Genomic DNA, 17,154 nt, shown 5'->3' with positions numbered 1-17,154 from the left:
GTCGTCACCGCTGTGACACGGATTCGCCCCGATCCGTCCGCCGCCTGCTACCGCGAACGGTCGGCCGTGAGCCCACCTCGTGGTCCGCGCGCGGTTCGTCAAATACAGTGGCGACGGCCCGCAGCCCCTGCCGGACCCGGTCGATAACGTTGCCTTCCTGGCGTCTCGCGTACACCACGTAGGCGGACCATGAGAATTCCGGCGCGCCCGTGACGAGGCGCAGACGGCCGTCCCGCAAGAACGGCTCGGCGGTGCCGATGCGAAAGTAGCCCGATCCGCCAACTGACAGCAGATAAGTCAGCGCCAACGGTCCGAGCGAAATGGACACAGGTGGACTACCGAGTTCAGGGAAGGCCGCCTGATGGTTTGCCTGAAAGCTCGGCCCCCAGTCGACATAGACATACTGGGCGGGGTCCATCGCGCCATCTGGCGCGCTCGTCACCATCACCAGCTTTTCTTCGACGAGCAGTTCCGAAACCAGGTCGGGACGTTGCGGAGGGTTGTAAAGAACGGCAATGTCGAGCGAGCCTTCATGCACGCGGTCGAGCAAGCGCATCGGGCTGTCCACCTCCGCGCGCAGTGCGATCTGCGGGCATTCGCGATGCATCCAGATGAGCCAGTCGGCGAGCAGCGGATGCCACAGGCTGAGTTCGCCGCCCAGACTGACACCCTCTTCGCGTCCGGGCGGGAGCGCCACATGCTGACGAGCTTGTTCCCACACCTGCACGAGGGTCGTTGCATGCCGGACGAAGCGTTCCCCTGCCGTCGTCAGACGGGCGCCAGCCTTGTTGCGCACGAACAGGCGGCGTCCCAGCTGTTCCTCCAGGGTGCGGATGCGCGCGCTCACCGCCGTCTGCGTCAGGTGCAAACGCTCCGCGGCCGATATGAAGCTGCCACTTGCCGAGACTTCGAGAAAGGTGCGGGCCAGTGTGATATCCATCGTTTCATATCAAAATTTTTGCATTCAATTGCAATGATAATCCATTTGCGTGCGGATAACCGGTGGCGGAAAATGACTGTTGGTTCATCACCAAGCTGACCTGTCGAGGTCCGCGCGACACGCTCACGCGGACACCCGGGGGCAGCGTACGTCTGGAGTCGATAGAGAGATGGCTGTTGCGGAATTTCGGGACCCGGGGCTGACCGAGGTCCAGTGGGAACACATCAAGGCCCTCACGACCTCGCTCGACTCCCGGCAACTCGTCTGGGTCAGCGGATATCTCGCGGGGTTCGACCAAGCCAACACACTCCGAGCCGAAGCGAGTGCACCGGCTGCTGAAGCCCGCCTCGGCGGCACTTCGGCACGCCGGCTCACCGTGCTCTACGGCAGCGAAACCGGCAACAGCGCGGCGCTCGCCCGCACGCTCGCGGAGCAGGCGGCGCAACGCGGTCTCGTCGCGTCGCTGCATGACATGGCGAGCTACAAGGTTCGTCAGTTGAAGGACGAGCAGGATGTCCTCGTCGTCGCGAGCACTTATGGCGAGGGCGATCCGCCGCAATCGGCCACCGACTTCTTCGAGTTCGTCGAAGGACGCAAGGCGCCGAAGCTGAACGGCGTGCGTTTTGCCGTGCTTGCGTTGGGCGACTCGACGTATGAACACTATTGCGAGGCGGGCAAGCGGCTCGACCGCCGTTTCGAGGACCTCGGCGCCGAGCGCCTCGCGCAGAGAGTCGATTGTGACGTCGATTACGAACAACCGGCGAACGCCTGGATCGAGCAGACCCTTGCGCTTCTGGGCAGTAATTTATCCGCAGGCGGTCATCCGCTCAGCGCCGAACCGCGCGCGCCCGCAGGCGCTGTGGCGCAACGGCGGGCGGCCATCGACAGGCAACATCCGTTTCACGCCCGCGTCATTGAAAACATCGCGCTGACGGGGCGTGGATCATCGAAGGAAACCCGGCATATCGAACTGTCGCTCGAAGGCTCGGGGCTCAGCTTCGAACCGGGCGACGCATTGGGCGTGGTGCCGACGAATGATCCTTCCGTGGTACGCGCGGTACTGCAGGAACTCGATCTCGATGCCTCGCAAGCGGTCGATGTGAAGGGCAACGACACCACACTCGGCGATGCGCTCGGCGCGGGCTTCGAAGTCACTGCACTCACGCCGCGCTTTCTCGAGCATTGGGCACGGCTTTCCGGCGCGGCAGAACTCGAACGTCTCGTCGACAACGCGCATGCTGGCGAGCGAACCGCGTACATGCGCGGCCACCACATCATCGACGTGTTACGGCGGTTTCCCGTCAAGGGTATCGACGCGCAGCACTTCCTCGCCGCGCTAAGACCGTTGCAGCCGCGGCTCTATTCGATTGCATCGAGCCTCGCCGCGGCACCCGATGAAGTGCACCTGACCGTTTCGGCGCTGCGCTACGAACTGCACGGCGAACCGCGCGCAGGCGTAGCGTCGGGTCAATTGTCCGAGCGCATCGAGCTCGATGCTCAATTGCCTGTGTACGTACACCGGAATTCGAACTTCCGGCTGCCCGGAGGCGACGTGCCGATCATCATGATCGGCGCCGGCACCGGCATTGCGCCGTTTCGCGCCTTCATGCAGGAACGCGAAGCTCGCGGGGCCCACGGACGGTCGTGGCTTTTCTTCGGCGAACGCAATTTCCGCACCGACTTTCTCTACCAGACAGAGTGGCAACGGCTGCTGAAAGACAACGCGCTGACCCGGATGGACGTTGCCTTCTCGCGCGACCGGCGCATCAACGGCGAAGGGAAGACCTACGTGCAGCACCGGATGCAGGCGCAGGGCCACGACCTCTTCGCGTGGCTGGAAGAAGGCGCGCACCTATACGTCTGCGGCGATGCAAGCCGCCTCGCGCCCGATGTCCATCACACGCTTATCGAGATCATCGGCAGCGAGGGCGCGCTCGATACCGAATGCGCGCAAGCGTACCTTCAACAGCTTCAACGCGACGGGCGCTACCAGCGCGACGTCTACTGAGCGAGATGATGACCACCCCACATACCGAACCGGATCGCAGCCGCGACCTGTCACAGCCCGTCGAACGCTTGAGCGCGGACGAACGTCTGAAGGCCGCGAGCGACCAGTTGCGCGGCACGATCGGCGCAAGCCTGGCCGATCCGTTGACGGGCGCCGTAGCCGATACCGACACGAAGCTGATGAAATTCCACGGCATTTATCAGCAGGACGACCGCGATCTGCGCGACGAGCGCCGGCGGCAAAAGCTGGAACCGGCGTTTCAGTTCATGATTCGCGTGCGAATGCCAGGCGGCGTCTGCACGCCTGCGCAATGGCTCAAACTCGACCAACTCGCGCGCGAGAACGGCGGCGAAACACTGCGGCTGACGACGCGGCAAACGGTCCAATTCCATTGGGTGCTCAAAGACGACCTGCGACCTCTCATTCAGGGCCTGCGCGAAGTGCAGCTCGATACGATCTCTGCCTGCGGCGACGACGCCCGCGGTGTGATGTGCTCGATCAATCCGCATCTGTCGTCACTCCATGCCGCTGTCTATGATCTCGCACGCCGCGCCAGCGACCAGGCGATTCCACGCATGCGCGCTTATCACGAGACCTGGTATGGCGAGACACGCATCGAGGGCCCGGAGCCCGAGGAGCCGTTCTACGGCAAGACCTATATGCCGCGCAAGTTCAAGATTGGCTTCGCGGTTCCACCGGTCAACGACATCGATGTCTACACACAGGACCTCGGTTTTGTCGCCATTGCCGAGCACGGCGAACTGAAGGGATTCAACGTGGCGATCGGCGGCGGAATGGGACGCAGCGATCAATCGGCGGCGACCTATCCGCGGCTCGCCGACGTGATCGGCTTCGTCGCGCCGGATCAGGTGCTTGCCACCTGCGAAGCCGTGATGAGCGTTCAGCGCGATTACGGCGACCGCAAGGAACGCGCGCACGCGCGCTTCAAGTACACGATCGACGATCTCGGTCTCGACTGGGTCAAAGCCGAGATCGAACGGCGGCTGGGCTTCGCACTCGGAGAAGCGCACCAGTTTGCCTTTACGACGAACGGCGACGCACTCGGCTGGCAGACGGGCGACGACGGCGCGCATCACCTGACGCTGTTCATCGAGAACGGCCGCCTGAGCAACAGGCCGGACCATGCGCTGCTCGACGGTTTGCGTGCAATCGCGCGCGTGCACGTCGGCACGTTTCGCCTGACGCCTAATCAGAACATCGTGATTGCTCAGGTGCCCGACGCGAACCGCGAGCAAATCGAGCGGCTCGCCGAAGAACACGGCCTGCTCGCTCACGTTCGTGACAGCGCGTTGCGCCTGAACTCGATGGCCTGCGTCGCGATGCCGACATGTGGTCTGGCGATGGCCGAAAGCGAGCGCTACCTGCCGTCTCTCGTGACGAAGATCGAAGCCTTGCTCGAAAAGCACGGGCTGGCGGATGTGCCGATCACGATGCGCATGAGCGGCTGCCCGAACGGTTGCTCGCGGCCCTATATCGCAGAGATCGGACTGTCGGGACGCGCGCCCGGCAAGTACAACCTTTATCTGGGTGGCGGCTTTCACGGGGAAAGACTCAATCGCCTGTATCGCGAGAACGTCGGCGAACAGACGATCCTCGAGTCGCTCGACACGACGCTCGGCCATTTCGCCAGCGAACGCGTCGAGCATGAGCACTTCGGTGACTTCGTCATTCGCGCGGGTTATGTCGATGCCGTGACCTCGGGCCGCGATTTCAACCGTTGATCCAGCGTATTGCACGGTCTGCTTCGACGATGTCGCTTTACTTGCGGTCCATGAAGGAGAATTGGATGTTTTGGGAAAGAAAGCTGGCCTCGTGGGCGGCCGATCTTCGCGAGCACAGGAATTTGCCAGCACGCGTTTCGCTCTGGAATGGCCAGTCGCATGATCTTGGCGTATTCAGGCAGCCAGCCGTCACGCTGCACGCGAAAACCGCGGCAGTCACGCGACTGCTGCTGTCGCCGCGGCTGGACACGCTGGGAGAAGCCTACGTCCAGGGAAAGATCGATCTCGAAGGGGACCTGACCGACATCGTCGATATCGGCTATGCGCTCGCGATGGCTTCGCCGGAGGCGCAGGGCCGGTTGCACCGCCTCGCGCGACATCTGACTCATTCGAACGCGTCCGACCTGCGCGCGATCCACCACCACTACGATGTGTCGAACGATTTCTACCGGCTGTGGCTGGACCGCCGCATGGTCTACTCGTGTGCGTACTTCGAGAATGGCGACGAGGACCTGGCCACCGCCCAGCAAAAGAAGATCGACCACATCCTCGCGAAAATCCAGCTGAAGCCCGGGCAGACATTGCTCGACATCGGCTGCGGATGGGGTGCGCTCGTGATTCGCGCCGCGCGTAAATTCGGCGCGCGGTGTGTCGGCATCACGCTGTCGAAAAACCACTTCGAGTGGGCAACTGAACTCGTGAAAGCACGAGGTCTGACGGATCGCATCGAAATCCGCTTGCAGGACTACCGCGATGTATCCGGACGCTTCGATCGGATCACCAGCGTCGGCGTGTTCGAACATGTGGGGCGCCAGAATCTTGCCGAATACTTCGCGCACGTGGAAGGACTTCTCGCCGAAGACGGCGTGTTGATGAATCACGGCATCACGTCGACCGATGCGGAAAGCGGCGAGACGCCGTACGGCGGCGTCTTTATCGATAAGTACGTGTTTCCCGATGGCGAGTTGCCTCATCTGAGCCTCACGTTGAAGTCGATGCAGGAGGGCGGTCTCGAAGCGTTCGACGTAGAGAACCTTCGCAAGCACTATGCGCAAACCCTGCGGCTGTGGAGCGCGAATTACGAGGCGAACGCAGCGAAGCTGCGCGAACTGGTCGACGAAAAGACATTCCGGATCTGGCGTCTCTATCTCGCGGGCTGCGCTCACGCATTCGAGAACGACGAAGTGGCCATTTACCAGATCGTCGCGCGCAAGGCGGGCATCCGTGCCAGCAAGCTTCCGTGGTCACGCCGCTATATCTACGCGCCGAACTGATTCATTCCGCGACTCCACGAATTCTCCGTGGGGCGATCTAACCTGAGAGGTCAACATCATGAGTAGTCTTCGTCTGGGCGATACCGCGCCTGACTTCGAGCAGGACACGTCAATTGGGCGGATCCGCTTCCACGAGTGGGCCGGCGATGCATGGGTCGTTCTGTTTTCCCATCCCGCGGACTTCACACCCGTGTGCACGACGGAACTCGGTCTGACGGGGAAATTGCAGCCCGAGTTCGAGAAGCGCAACGTCAAGGCGATCGCCCTTTCAGTCGATGACGTCACATCGCACAAGGCATGGACGAAAGATATCGAGGAGACGCAGAAAACCGTGGTCGGATTTCCGATCATCGCCGACAAGGACAAAAAGGTCGCCGCGCTATACGGCATGATCCATCCGAACCAGTCGGGAACGGCTACGGTGCGCGCGGTCTTCATCATCGATCCGAAGAAGACCCTGCGGCTGACGCTGACCTATCCGCTCAGCATCGGCCGTAACTTCGACGAGATTCTGCGGGTCATCGACGCGTTGCAGCTAAGCGATGCACATCAGGTGGCCACCCCTGGCAACTGGAAGAGCGGCGACGAGGTGATCATTCCGCTCACGTTTCAGGACGAAGCCGTTATCAAAGAGAAATTTCCCAAGGGCTATCGTGCGGAGCGTCCGTATCTGCGCTATACGCCGCAACCCGGCGAATAACGGATGAGACGCTCGAGCCGGCTCAGGAACGACGAATGCTGCGATCCTATGGGTTCAACCACTGGAGAGCACAATCATGTCCCATCGACCGAAAACAGGTGATCGCGTCACGTGGAATACCCCGCAAGGCGTGACGACAGGTACGGTCGTCCGCAGGATCATCAGGGATACGGAACTGGAGGGTCAGGTTATCAGTGCGTCGAAGGATGACCCCCGATACGAGGTCGAAAGCGAGAAAAGCGGTCAGCATGCGGTGCATCGCGCGGACAGTCTGGAGAAGGTGCACAAGCACTGATCTGCGCGGGATCGAGAACGGCGCCATTGCACCCTTCAGCGTCGTTGCAAGGTAGGCAATCAGGACTCGCACGGCATGATTGGGCCGGCCGGGCACCGGCCCGCCATGCCTACTAGGCGATCTTCTTCGTTTCGTCGCGCCAGTAGTGTTGCTGTTTCCACCCAACAAGGCGCTTGAGCTTCTCATTGCTGAGCAGAGTCTCGAACTCGCCGAGTTGCTTTCTGACCGGCACGCCCGGGTAGTAGCGCCGGAGCAGTTCCGCGGTGGGCACGTCGGACGATACGTCGTCGGCCGCCACGTTCATGACCTGAAAGCCGAGACCGTCCTTTTCGATGGCGAGCCGGCACGCGCTCGCGAGATCGCGGCCGTCGATATAGCTCCACGCGATCCTCTTGCGCAGTGCCGGATCTTTGAGCCACTCCGGAAACTTCGCGTAGTCGCTGGGTTCGAGCACATTGCCGATACGGAAGCAGTAAATGTCGGAGCCGGTGCGCGCGTGAAACGCCTTCGCCGTCACTTCGTTGATCACCTTCGACGTCGCGTAGCTGTCCATCGGGTCCACCGGATATTCCTCGTCGAGCGGGAAGTATTCCGGACTGCGGTCGCGGTGCGCGAACACGATGCCGTAGGTGGTTTCGCTCGATGCCACGATAACCTTGCGAATGCCAAGCTTCGACGCTGCGTCGAGGATGTTGTACGTGCCCATCACGTTGATCCGGTACACCTCGTTGTCGGGCGTGATCATGATGCGAGGGATCGCCGCGAAATGCACGATCGCGTCGATCGGCTTGGGTTCGAGGTCGTTGGCGAATTCGCCCGGGGCCGTGCTCGATGCCAGCGCATTGAATACCTGGCCCGCATCGGTGATGTCCGTAATCAACGTGCGTGCGGTGCGCGTTGCCATCGGCACGCGATCGACATTCATCACCTCGTAGCCGTGCTCGACCAGGTCCTGGACGACCCATTTTCCGGCCAGGCCGCTGCCGCCGGTCACAATCACTCGCTTCGTCATGTGCTCCTCTTCTCCTGTTGTGCTTCTTGTGTGGATGGCACTGCATGTCGCTGATGCGGCAGTACCGGTCTCTGCTCAATGCGTCCGGCTGAAGACGACGTTCAGGCGTTGATCCAGGCCCGCGCCTGTTCCAGCTCGTTGACGCGAAACGCCTTGATTTCGGCCTTTGTAAAGAACCGCGCCAAATGCATCGACGCGTGAATCCAGCCCGCGTCGGCTACCACGGCGGCGCGCTTGACCTTGCGGGCGACGGAGACGCCGAGCGTCAGGTCGGTCCACAGTGCCTTCGGTTCGATGCCGCTGAAATGCTCGATACGTTCGAGCACGCGGGTCTTACCGTTCAGTTCAAGATCGCCGCGCATGCGCTCGATGGCTTCGCGCAGTTCGTGGTCGGTGATTTTGCCTTCGACGGATATTTCGATCACCGGTGAATCGGCTACGGTGTGATACACGATCATGGCGGGACCCCTGGCGACGGAGACGTTACACGCTCAGGCACAGATGAACCTGGCGTCCGATGGTGTTTTCATGGTACCGCTTTCCACACGCCCGGTCAGGTTGCGAGCGTATTGCAGAACGGCAGAGGGCGGCCCCGATAAGCGCACCATCCGACGCATGATCGCCGCTCTATAACGCCATCCAGAAACACGCCGCGCAGAGTGCGATCATGAGCCAGCTCGCGCGGTCCTTCGCCGCAAACAGCACTGGATCGTCGTGCATCTGTCCGCGATGGGCGATCAGCCACATGCGGCTGACCCAGTACAGCAGGATAGCGCACACCGGCCAGATCATCGGCGGGTGACGATAAAGCAGCGCGGTGTTGCGGTCCTGGATATAGAGCGCGAGGACCAGCACCGCGAGATAGCCGGATGCGGCGCCGAGCGATGAAATCAGCGCCAGGTCGTCGGACTGGTAGCCGCGCCCGCGTGTTTTCGTCAGCCCGCGCGCCTGCAATGCATGCAGTTCCGCATAACGCTTGACCAGCGCGAGGCTCAGGAACATGACCATCGAGAACGCGAGCAGCCAGAAGCTCAGATGTGCCCCGATCGCGGCTGCACCCGCCACGATGCGCGCGGTGTAAAGCGCGGCAAGCACCACCACGTCGACCATCACCAGCCGCTTCAGGTAAAGCGAGTACGCGAGCGTGAGCGCGTAGTAGGCGAGCAGTGCGAGCCCGAAGCGCAGCGGCAGGCAGCCGAATGCGAGTAGCGCGCCGCCGGCCAGCAATACCGGACACAACGCAACCCCCCTGCGTAGCGGTAACGCGCCGGATGCGAGCGGCCGATTGCGCTTGGAAGGATGATGGCGGTCGTCCTCGAGATCGATCAGATCGTTGAGCAGGTAGACGCTCGACGCACACAGCCCGAAGGCGACGAATGCGAGCCCCGCGGCGAGCGTTGTCGCCGGCTGTCCGAATTGGTGCGCGGTGAGCAGCGGCACGAAAATCAACAGATTCTTGAGCCACTGGTGCAGGCGCAGCGCTCTGCCCAGCACCTTCAGGCGCCCCGGCCGGGTCTCGATCACGCGATCGACATTGCCCTGCGCGAGCGCCACGCGCTCGACGCCGCGCTCCGGGTTCACGACCCACGCGCGCGCGGCGCTGGCCAAGACCGGCACGTCGTCGCGCGAATTGCCCGCGTAGTCGAAGCCGCGCTCCCCGAAGGCGGCGATCAGACGGTCACGCTTGCGTCTCGCGGACAGGTTGACCTTACCGTCGGTCGCATGGACCTCGTCGAAGCAGCCCAGATGATCCGCGATGGCCTGCGCGTAGCGCTGGTGGGTGGCGGTCGCAAGCACGAGCGCACGGCCGGATGCACGCTCCGCCGCCAACTGCGCGAGCAGGGACGCGTCATACGGCAGCCCGGTGACATCGAGATCCGTGGCGGCCGCGAGCCGCGCCTTCAGGCCCGCTTTGCCGCCACGCAGCAGCCAGACCAGCAGTTGCCAGCAGCGCAGCGGCGAAGTCTTCAGAAACGCCCGCGCGCACTCGATCAGAACGTCGGAGCGCAACAGCGTGCCGTCGAGATCGACGACGAGCGGCCGGCCGCGGTCCGGCGTGATCGGCGCATGGCTCACGACTGCGGCACGATCACGAACAGCTGGTAGGGACGCGCGGGCAACTCCCGTCCCCATGCGGTCTTGCCCACCTCGAGCGCAACCGGCGCGGCATGGCTTAGCGACGATCCGGTCGCGATGCAGTCCGAGTCGTCGCCACGGCACACGATCAGCGCGCCTTGGCGCGTGAAATCGGCGGGTGCAACCCAAGGCGTTGCTGCCGGCCAGTCGAGATCCCAGAAGCGGGCGCGGCCGCCGTCATAGAACACCATCGAAGCGGCCTCATGCGTCGAGCCCGCCACGATCGACAGCGGCCGGCTGGTGTGTTCGTGCCACACCGCCTGCGCGGCTGCCGCGAGTTCCGCGCGCGGCTCGGCCGCGTCGTCGGTATTGCGCTGCGCCCCCGTGTAGCCGACCACGGCGGACACCGCGAGCACCAGCGCCCAGTACACCGCCATCGCGCGTATCGCACGCTGCGGCGCGAACGCGACGCGGGCTTGCGCGAGCACGGCAAGCCAGAGCGGCACGATCGCGAACCACTGCGCCATGCCCCAGACCGAGGCCATCTGCGTCTTGCCGATCACGGACAGCACGCCCACGGCGAACAGCGGCCCCAGCGCGAGCCACCAGAGATCCGGGTGCGACGCGGGCCGAACGACGCTCAGCGCCATCAGCCGCGCCGCCCCGCGCGTGCGCACCATCAACAGCACGAAAACGAAACTGAGCGCGAGGTAGCCGATCTGCGCGAGCGTGTAGATGCCAAAGCGCCCGACCGCGGCGAGAAGCGTGCCGCCGGTGCGTTGCGCGGCATACTCGAGCGTCGGGAAATGATTGACCATCATCCAGTGCACGTGCGGGGCCAGCACGGCGACGCCCGCCGCCACCGCGAGCAGCGAATCGACGCTGACGAGGCGCGCCCGCCATGCGGGGCGTGCGAGCAACGCCAGCAACAGCCCGAGCAGCAGCACGATCGTGAAGTACTTGCCCAGCACCGCAAGCGCCGCGCAGGCCCCGAGACCGAGCGCCGCGCCGCCGCGCGCGACGCGGCTGCCCGGCTGCACGTAGCGGACGAAAAAGTAGGCGGTCCACGGCCAGACCGACAACAGGATCGAGTTGGGATTGAATTTGATGGCGAGATTCGAGTAAAGCGGCGATACCGCCATCGCAAGCCCGGCGAAGATCGCGATCTGGCGCGGCACGAAGCGCCCGGCGAGCGCGACGATCCCGGCGAGGCCGACCAGCACGTTCACCGCCGAAAGCGCGAAATAGGCGAGATCGGTATGTGGGAACACGCTGAACCAGGCCGCGGCGACCCACGACGAAAGCGGCGGGTGCTTGGCGTAACCGGCCTGCCACTCGATGCCCCAGACGTAGGTCTCGACCATGTCGCCCTGGATGTCCAGATTGCCGCGCGCGAGCCAGGCGGCGAGCGTCCAGACGACTGCGTGGAAGGGGAGCAGCCAGCCGAGTGATGCGATGCCTGCGGCGGCAGGTTGGTCGGAGGCCGAGGCGAGCGACGGAGGATTCGAAAGCTGGGTCGACATTGAGCGTTTTGGTCTGTGTGCCACCGTACCGGGCGGCGTTTTTAGCCCGGCATTGTAATATGAGCTTATGGAAGAGGTGGGCGAACCTGACAGACCACCCGGCAACCGATGGCGCCGATCGAGTAAAAAAGGCTTGATGGAGGAAGGACGCTCGCGGCGAAATTGACCCGTGAACGGGTCGCGTCCAGCGACTAACAGAGCTGAGTGCCGCTAATGGGCCTGGCAGTCGCAGTCGGCCGCCAGGCTGATGAAGAGGAACGCCGTCACGACCACACTGCAGACACCCTCACGACAGAAGACGTCCCCATTCATAATCGACCCGATCGGGCAACATGGGACTTACGCCAGCCCCCGGCGTGAAAGTGAGTTCGCCGAAGAACACCCGGTCAGATGGTGCGTACAGGTCGACGCGAACATAATCGAAACCCTCGGACAGAAGCGCCGCCGTATCGAGCAACAGCTCCAGATTGTTCGGTCGCGGTGCCGGCCGCGTGCTGCGAAGGTAGGGAGCAAACTCGAGGTCGATACGGTTCCATTGTGCGTCGTATGTGTCGCCGCGCGTGTTGCTTCCGAAACGGTCTGAGATGACGAAGATATACATCACGGGTCGTCCCGATCCGTTCGCAAAGCAGTGAACCTTGTAGTCGGCTGGAATCATGCCGTGCTCGTCGAGCAGCAGACTCTCGAAGTAAATGCGTGGCTGAATTCCTCGGTAGTGCCGTTCCCGCGCATTTCTGTAGAAATTGGTGGAGAGCCATTGGCTGGCGAGGCACTGGAGATGTTCGAAACTCTGCTGCGACTTGTCCCGGACGATTTCCACAAAATTGTTTCCATGGTTCGCCTTCATGACAAAGGAATTCGGCAACATGTCGAACGTCTTTTGCGTAAAGTCCGAGGGCGCGGAGATGATGGGGATGAGGTATTTCTCACCGATCTTTTCTCTGACGTAATCGCGCACGGTCAGTTTGTCGGTCAAAGCGCTGTATCGCGAGTCCGGCCGCAAGCAACGTAGCAGGATTTTCTCGTTGTAGGTTGTGGGGTGAAAAAGTTTGGGGAAGCGCCCGATGCGCTTGCGATGTAGCAAGCTGAGGAAAACCGCATCGGGAAGAAGCTGTTTCGCGTTGTCTTTCGTCCATTGAACAATGGATTGGGACGGGTAGGTCATTGCACGTCTCCCAACAATGACTACGCACGGGTATCAATATTTCTGAAGCTGCGACTGACAGAAGTTCGATGCAGGCTCAGAGGTTATGATCATTCGGCAAGAAGCCAACGTCAAGAGCGGTGACGCGACAAATATCGCATCACGTGGAGTAGATATTGATATTCACAAAGCGAGGCCGGCTGATACGGTGATCGCTTGCATACTGCCGCGAATGCGCTCGGTGCCAATGATCAGAAGTAATGGGCCGCTGACCTTGTTCCTGATGTATTCGCAATGAGCGTCATGAGCGCTCGAAGTGGAAGGTACCGTACGCACGTGTATCGTCGCGTTGATCACGACTACATGTCGAGCATGCGCGCGTAGTCGTTGAGGTCGCTGTGTTCGCGCAGTATCTGCTTGAATAAGCCCTGAAAACCGAGCCAGGCGACGTAGTCTGACGCCAGATGCCGGCGCGTCGCGCGTGCCTCTTCCGCGCTGAGCGGCTCGAGCGGGCCGGCCGCCTCTGCCAGCAACTGCACCTGCGCGCACCGCTCCATGGCGATGAAGCGATACACGGCCGAATCCACGTTCGATCCCACCGTCAGCAGGCCGTGATTCAATAGGATTGCGGCCTTGCACTCGCCCATGGTCTGCGCTATACGCGCGCCCTCGTCGGTGGCGAGCACGACGATGTCTGCGCGAAATACCACATGGTTTTCGAAGAACAGACACGCTTCCTGATTGATCGGCGCCAGCAGCCGTTCGCGCGCGGCGAACGCGCGGCCATAGGTCGTATGCGTGTGCACGGCGGCCGCCGCCGCATGATTCTGGCGATGCAGCCCGCAATGAATCGCGACCGCCGCCGCATTGACCGGCCCACTGCCGTGGTGCACCGCGCCCTTGTCGTCGATGCACATGAGATCGTCGGGATGGATGGTCGAAAAGTGCTGCGCATATTGATTGACCCAGTAGCGGTCGTGATGCTCGGGATCGCGCATCGTCACATGACCGGCGATGCCCTCGGTCAGCCCGAAGCGCGCCAGCAGCCGGAACGCCGCCGCGAGCTTGAGCTTGCGATGCCGCCGCTCGGTCTCGTGGTCTTTATGGACACGCGGAACCGGCAACGCTCCGCCGATGGGAGTGGGAATCTGATAATCGTCGGAGTCGACCGAGCACATGCGGCACCCTCGATGAAAGAGACGGGACATTGTTATTCTGGTGCGCCAGAAGTGCCGCCGTCCATGGCGGTTTGCGCAATGTCGTGTGAGATTTCGGCACCACTCGCCACGAAGGCCCGTCGCGCATGGCTTTGCACGAGGTTATGCCGAAGCGTCACAGGACAGATACTTTTCGTGGATTGTCATGGAAATTCGGCTAGTGCTAAATGAAGCCACGAAAGGACTCGTGCCCGGACAACACCCATGCAGACTCTCGATACCCAAAGCGCGTTGCCGCCCGATCTGATGAAACGCATCGTGTGGCGGCTCGCGCCGCTGATGGTGCTGATGTACGTCGCCAACCAGCTCGATCGCGCCAATGTCGGCTACGCGGCATTGACGATGAACGCCGAACTCGGCATGAGCGCCGCGCAATACGGGCTGTCCGCGAGTCTGTTCTTTCTGGGCTACATCCTGTGCGAAGTGCCCAGCAATCTGTGCATGCATCGCTTCGGCGCGCGGCGCTGGATGACACGCATACTGGTCTCCTGGGGCCTGCTGTCGTCGCTCACGAGCTTCGTGCCGAACGCGCAATGGCTGTATATCGCGCGGTTCACGCTCGGCGTGTTCGAGGCGGGGCTGTATCCCGGCATGGTCTACTACCTGACGCTGTGGATGCCCGCACGCAATCGCGTCTGGATGATGTCGCTCTTCACGATGTCGATCCCGCTCACCGGCATGATCGGCGCGCCGGTGTCGACGTGGATCATGGAGCATGCGAACGTGTTCGGCATCACCGGCTGGCGCGCGATGATCCTGCTCGAAGGTCTGCCCGCTATCGTGCTCGGCGTGGTCGCGTGGTTCTATTTGCCGGACGGTCCTCACGCATGGCGCGGCCTGAGCGAGAAAGACCGTCAGACGATCCGCGCGGCGCTCATCGGCGAGGAGCAGGCCGCGTCCGCCGCCGTGCAGCCCGGCAACGCGCGCCACGCGCTCACCAACCTGAAGGTCTGGGGCCTCGGCCTGGTTTATTTCGGCATCAACTCGGGCATCATCGGACTGCTGTATTTCCTTCCGCAGGTCGTGAAGACCTTCAAGGGTAGCGCGCAGTACTCGCTCACGCAGATCGGCCTGATCACGTCCGCGCCGTTCGCGGCCGCGGTGGTCAGCGTGATCGTGTGGGGACGTATCGTGAGTCGCAAGCGCATTCATGCGCGCTACGTCGCCGGACCGATGTTGCTGTCGGCAATCGCGCTCGCAAGCGCACTCTATCTGTCGTCGCCGCTCGCGACCATCGCGGTGCTGGCGGTCGGCACGTCCGCGTGCTTCTGCAGCATCAGCACGTTCTGGCAGTTGCCGCGAAACATCCTCACCGATCGCGCGGCGGCGGCGGGGATCGCGCTCATTACGAGCATCGGTGTATCGTCGGGCTTTCTGATGCCGTATCTCATCGGCTGGGTGCGCGATACGACCGGCACGTTTCAGCTCGCATTCATCGGCATTGCGGTGGCGATGACCGCCGGTGCAGTGCTTGGGATCGTGCTCGACACCGAACGTCGGCGCGAGCCCGCCGCAAGCATGGCGCTAAAATGAGCGAACTTCCTATGGAGACCCGCTCGTGTCATTGCGTAGAGGAATTCCGAGCCTGACGGCGTTGCAGGCCTTCGAGGCGTCGGCGCGTCATCAAAGCTTCTCGAAGGCCGCCACTGAACTGCAGCAGACACACGGCGCCATCTGCAAGAAGGTCAACGAACTCGAATCCAGCCTCGGCGTCGAGTTATTCCGGCGCGTCAGCCAGCGTCTGGTGCTGACCGATGCGGGCGCCGATTACGCGCATCGCATCCGCGTGAATCTCGAGCAGATTCGCCAGGACACGCAGCAACTCGTAGCCAATCGCGAACGCTCGACGCTGCGCGTCGCGGTAGGCGTCACCTTCGGCGCGCAATGGCTGGTGCCTCGGCTGCCGGCTTTTCATCGTGCGCAGCCGAACATCCAGGTACGGCTGATTGGCCGTGATCAACCAACGTACTTCCACGACCTGAACTTCGACGCCGCGATTCACTTCGAGCAGTCGCCGCTGCCGGGACTCGCGAGCAAGGTGCTGATGGCGGACGACGAAGTGTGGATGGTCGCCTCGCCATCAATGGCCGATGAACTCGCCGCGCAGGACATCGTCGAGATGCCGTGGATTCATACGCGCGATCTGCCCGCCGCCTGGATGACGTGGAGCGAAGCCGCCGCGCACGAAGCCATCGAACACACGCCGCGCAACGGCAGCGACCACTCGTTCGACTTCTTCATCATGGCGATTCGAGCAGCGGTCGCGGGCCTGGGCCTCGCGCTATTGCCGCGCGTGCTGATCGAGCAGGAGCTGGCGTTGGGCCAGTTGGTGCGCATCGGCGGATATGCGGCGATCAATGCGCAGAAGACTTATCTGATGTTTCCGGAGCAGCGGCGCGAGTGGGCGCCATTCGTCGCTTTCGCCACATGGCTGGACGAGGAGATGACACGTTATCGCGCGCAACGTCGAGCATTGCCGGAAGAAGCGCCGCAATGCTGACGTGTCGAGCAACGCTATTGGGGTGAATGGCAACGGCGTGCTTTACCGTGGAAGCTTTCGAAAGTCTGGGTGGCTCGCACAAGACCGAATACGACTTCGAACCCTCGCTACTGGCATGCTCAATCCTGCGATTGATAGGAAAACTTGGGCATGCGATCTGACGCGACTGCGCGTGCGAGATTTTTGCGAGGGAACCAGTTTCGGAGTCGACCGCATGGGTCGGCGCATATCGCTAATTCATATTCCAGGTGATCTTGTTATTCACCTCGACCGCATGCGTGCCCACGGCGGGTGGGTGCAATAGCTGTCCCGAGAATGTCCCCGAACCGCTTATTCCTTTGTACTTGCCGGTACCTCCGGTCAAAGTTTGAGTGTCCGTTTCAAAGGTGAGGTTGATCTTGTCACCGTCCACATCAGTTTCGGTGCAAGCACCCTTTACTTCATATTTGCCGCTTCTAGCGCTTTCATAGAAAAGGCATTGAACCGACATACGATCGAAAGGTTTTTCGCCGACCGAATTGCGCGTGATCCCGAACCCCTCAATCAGCAAACTGGACCCTTGATCGCCCATGTCGATGGTGGCCAGTTCGTGGTTGATAGCGTAATTCGTGTAGGTCGTGCTACCGTGCCGAGGCATATCGAACATCTGGGCCAATGTCGCGCCGGCGGAAACAGTCATGGATGCGGCCAATGCCAATTTTCTTAACGTTGATTTCATTTTCC

The 17,154-nt window shown here is 62.2% G+C and carries 15 protein-coding genes; 7 read left to right on the top strand and 8 right to left on the bottom strand.

Features of this window, described 5'->3' with window-relative positions; translation table 11 throughout:
* Positions 1 to 4 precede the first annotated feature (4 nt).
* Positions 5 to 940, bottom strand: a complete 936-nt coding sequence (locus tag VSR82_RS23690) for a LysR family transcriptional regulator (RefSeq protein ID WP_498858110.1) — start codon at positions 938 to 940, stop codon at positions 5 to 7.
* 169 nt (positions 941 to 1,109) lie between these two features.
* Here VSR82_RS23690 and VSR82_RS23685 point away from each other — a divergent pair, with 169 nt between their 5' ends.
* From VSR82_RS23685 to VSR82_RS23665, 5 genes are all read left to right on the top strand, one after another.
* A complete protein-coding gene (locus VSR82_RS23685) occupies positions 1,110 to 2,948 on the top strand; it encodes an assimilatory sulfite reductase (NADPH) flavoprotein subunit (RefSeq protein ID WP_429463171.1) in 1,839 nt (612 codons plus the stop codon).
* An 8-nt stretch (positions 2,949 to 2,956) separates the two neighbouring features.
* The gene (locus tag VSR82_RS23680; RefSeq protein ID WP_429463173.1) at positions 2,957 to 4,690 is read left to right on the top strand and encodes an NADPH-dependent assimilatory sulfite reductase hemoprotein subunit; all 1,734 of its coding nucleotides are present in this window, start codon (positions 2,957 to 2,959) and stop codon (positions 4,688 to 4,690) included.
* Positions 4,691 to 4,755: 65 nt separating this feature from the next.
* A complete protein-coding gene (locus VSR82_RS23675) occupies positions 4,756 to 5,964 on the top strand; it encodes a class I SAM-dependent methyltransferase (RefSeq protein WP_429463175.1) in 1,209 nt (402 codons plus the stop codon).
* Positions 5,965 to 6,022: 58 nt separating this feature from the next.
* Positions 6,023 to 6,664: a peroxiredoxin gene (locus VSR82_RS23670; protein WP_429463177.1), complete on the top strand. Its 642-nt coding sequence runs from the start codon at positions 6,023 to 6,025 to the stop codon at positions 6,662 to 6,664.
* A gap of 76 nt (positions 6,665 to 6,740) precedes the next feature.
* Positions 6,741 to 6,959: a hypervirulence associated TUDOR domain-containing protein gene (locus VSR82_RS23665; RefSeq protein WP_429463179.1), complete on the top strand. Its 219-nt coding sequence runs from the start codon at positions 6,741 to 6,743 to the stop codon at positions 6,957 to 6,959.
* A 112-nt stretch (positions 6,960 to 7,071) separates the two neighbouring features.
* On the opposite strand, the gene VSR82_RS23660 is transcribed toward VSR82_RS23665, so the two are convergent.
* From VSR82_RS23660 to VSR82_RS23635, 6 genes are all read right to left on the bottom strand, one after another.
* On the bottom strand, positions 7,072 to 7,971 hold the full coding sequence (locus VSR82_RS23660; RefSeq protein WP_368581317.1) for an NAD-dependent epimerase/dehydratase family protein: 900 nt from the start codon (positions 7,969 to 7,971) through the stop codon (positions 7,072 to 7,074).
* A 101-nt stretch (positions 7,972 to 8,072) separates the two neighbouring features.
* Positions 8,073 to 8,429, bottom strand: coding sequence for a SpoIIAA family protein (locus tag VSR82_RS23655; protein ID WP_368581318.1), 357 nt, complete (start codon positions 8,427 to 8,429; stop codon positions 8,073 to 8,075).
* A gap of 169 nt (positions 8,430 to 8,598) precedes the next feature.
* On the bottom strand, positions 8,599 to 10,047 hold the full coding sequence (locus VSR82_RS23650) for a UbiA family prenyltransferase (protein WP_429463182.1): 1,449 nt from the start codon (positions 10,045 to 10,047) through the stop codon (positions 8,599 to 8,601).
* Positions 10,044 to 11,570, bottom strand: a complete 1,527-nt coding sequence (locus tag VSR82_RS23645) for a glycosyltransferase family 39 protein (RefSeq protein WP_498858109.1) — start codon at positions 11,568 to 11,570, stop codon at positions 10,044 to 10,046. The genes VSR82_RS23650 and VSR82_RS23645 overlap by 4 nt, the downstream gene beginning before the upstream one ends.
* Before the next feature lie 286 nt (positions 11,571 to 11,856).
* Entirely contained in the window at positions 11,857 to 12,735 is an 879-nt protein-coding gene (locus VSR82_RS23640) for an ATP-grasp fold amidoligase family protein (RefSeq protein WP_368581321.1), read from the bottom strand.
* A gap of 338 nt (positions 12,736 to 13,073) precedes the next feature.
* Complete coding sequence (locus tag VSR82_RS23635) at positions 13,074 to 13,892, bottom strand: class II aldolase/adducin family protein (protein WP_498858108.1); 819 nt, start codon at positions 13,890 to 13,892, stop codon at positions 13,074 to 13,076.
* A 243-nt stretch (positions 13,893 to 14,135) separates the two neighbouring features.
* Here VSR82_RS23635 and VSR82_RS23630 point away from each other — a divergent pair, with 243 nt between their 5' ends.
* A complete protein-coding gene (locus VSR82_RS23630; protein ID WP_429463188.1) occupies positions 14,136 to 15,464 on the top strand; it encodes an MFS transporter in 1,329 nt (442 codons plus the stop codon).
* A gap of 25 nt (positions 15,465 to 15,489) precedes the next feature.
* Positions 15,490 to 16,431, top strand: a complete 942-nt coding sequence (locus tag VSR82_RS23625; protein ID WP_429463190.1) for a LysR substrate-binding domain-containing protein — start codon at positions 15,490 to 15,492, stop codon at positions 16,429 to 16,431.
* Positions 16,432 to 16,663: 232 nt separating this feature from the next.
* Here VSR82_RS23625 and VSR82_RS23620 read toward each other — a convergent pair whose 3' ends face one another.
* On the bottom strand, positions 16,664 to 17,149 hold the full coding sequence (locus VSR82_RS23620) for a hypothetical protein (protein ID WP_429463192.1): 486 nt from the start codon (positions 17,147 to 17,149) through the stop codon (positions 16,664 to 16,666).
* Positions 17,150 to 17,154: the final 5 nt, after the last annotated feature.

The organism is Burkholderia sp. JPY481 (genome assembly GCF_038900515.1).
GTDB classification, from domain to species: domain Bacteria; phylum Pseudomonadota; class Gammaproteobacteria; order Burkholderiales; family Burkholderiaceae; genus Paraburkholderia; species Paraburkholderia youngii.
This window is presented reverse-complemented; position numbering and strand designations above follow the sequence as displayed.

Bases quoted from the DNA above. Each gene is read 5' to 3' on its own strand.
- VSR82_RS23690 (WP_498858110.1), bottom strand. From the start codon at position 940: ATGGATATCACACTGGCCCGCACCTTTCTCGAAGTCTCGGCAAGTGGC.
- VSR82_RS23685 (WP_429463171.1), top strand. From the start codon at position 1,110: ATGGCTGTTGCGGAATTTCGGGACCCGGGGCTGACCGAGGTCCAGTGG.
- VSR82_RS23680 (WP_429463173.1), top strand. From the start codon at position 2,957: ATGACCACCCCACATACCGAACCGGATCGCAGCCGCGACCTGTCACAG.
- VSR82_RS23675 (WP_429463175.1), top strand. From the start codon at position 4,756: ATGTTTTGGGAAAGAAAGCTGGCCTCGTGGGCGGCCGATCTTCGCGAG.
- VSR82_RS23670 (WP_429463177.1), top strand. From the start codon at position 6,023: ATGAGTAGTCTTCGTCTGGGCGATACCGCGCCTGACTTCGAGCAGGAC.
- VSR82_RS23665 (WP_429463179.1), top strand. From the start codon at position 6,741: ATGTCCCATCGACCGAAAACAGGTGATCGCGTCACGTGGAATACCCCG.
- VSR82_RS23660 (WP_368581317.1), bottom strand. From the start codon at position 7,971: ATGACGAAGCGAGTGATTGTGACCGGCGGCAGCGGCCTGGCCGGAAAA.
- VSR82_RS23655 (WP_368581318.1), bottom strand. From the start codon at position 8,429: ATGATCGTGTATCACACCGTAGCCGATTCACCGGTGATCGAAATATCC.
- VSR82_RS23645 (WP_498858109.1), bottom strand. From the start codon at position 11,570: ATGTCGACCCAGCTTTCGAATCCTCCGTCGCTCGCCTCGGCCTCCGAC.
- VSR82_RS23640 (WP_368581321.1), bottom strand. From the start codon at position 12,735: ATGACCTACCCGTCCCAATCCATTGTTCAATGGACGAAAGACAACGCG.
- VSR82_RS23635 (WP_498858108.1), bottom strand. From the start codon at position 13,892: ATGTGCTCGGTCGACTCCGACGATTATCAGATTCCCACTCCCATCGGC.
- VSR82_RS23630 (WP_429463188.1), top strand. From the start codon at position 14,136: ATGCAGACTCTCGATACCCAAAGCGCGTTGCCGCCCGATCTGATGAAA.
- VSR82_RS23620 (WP_429463192.1), bottom strand. From the start codon at position 17,149: ATGAAATCAACGTTAAGAAAATTGGCATTGGCCGCATCCATGACTGTT.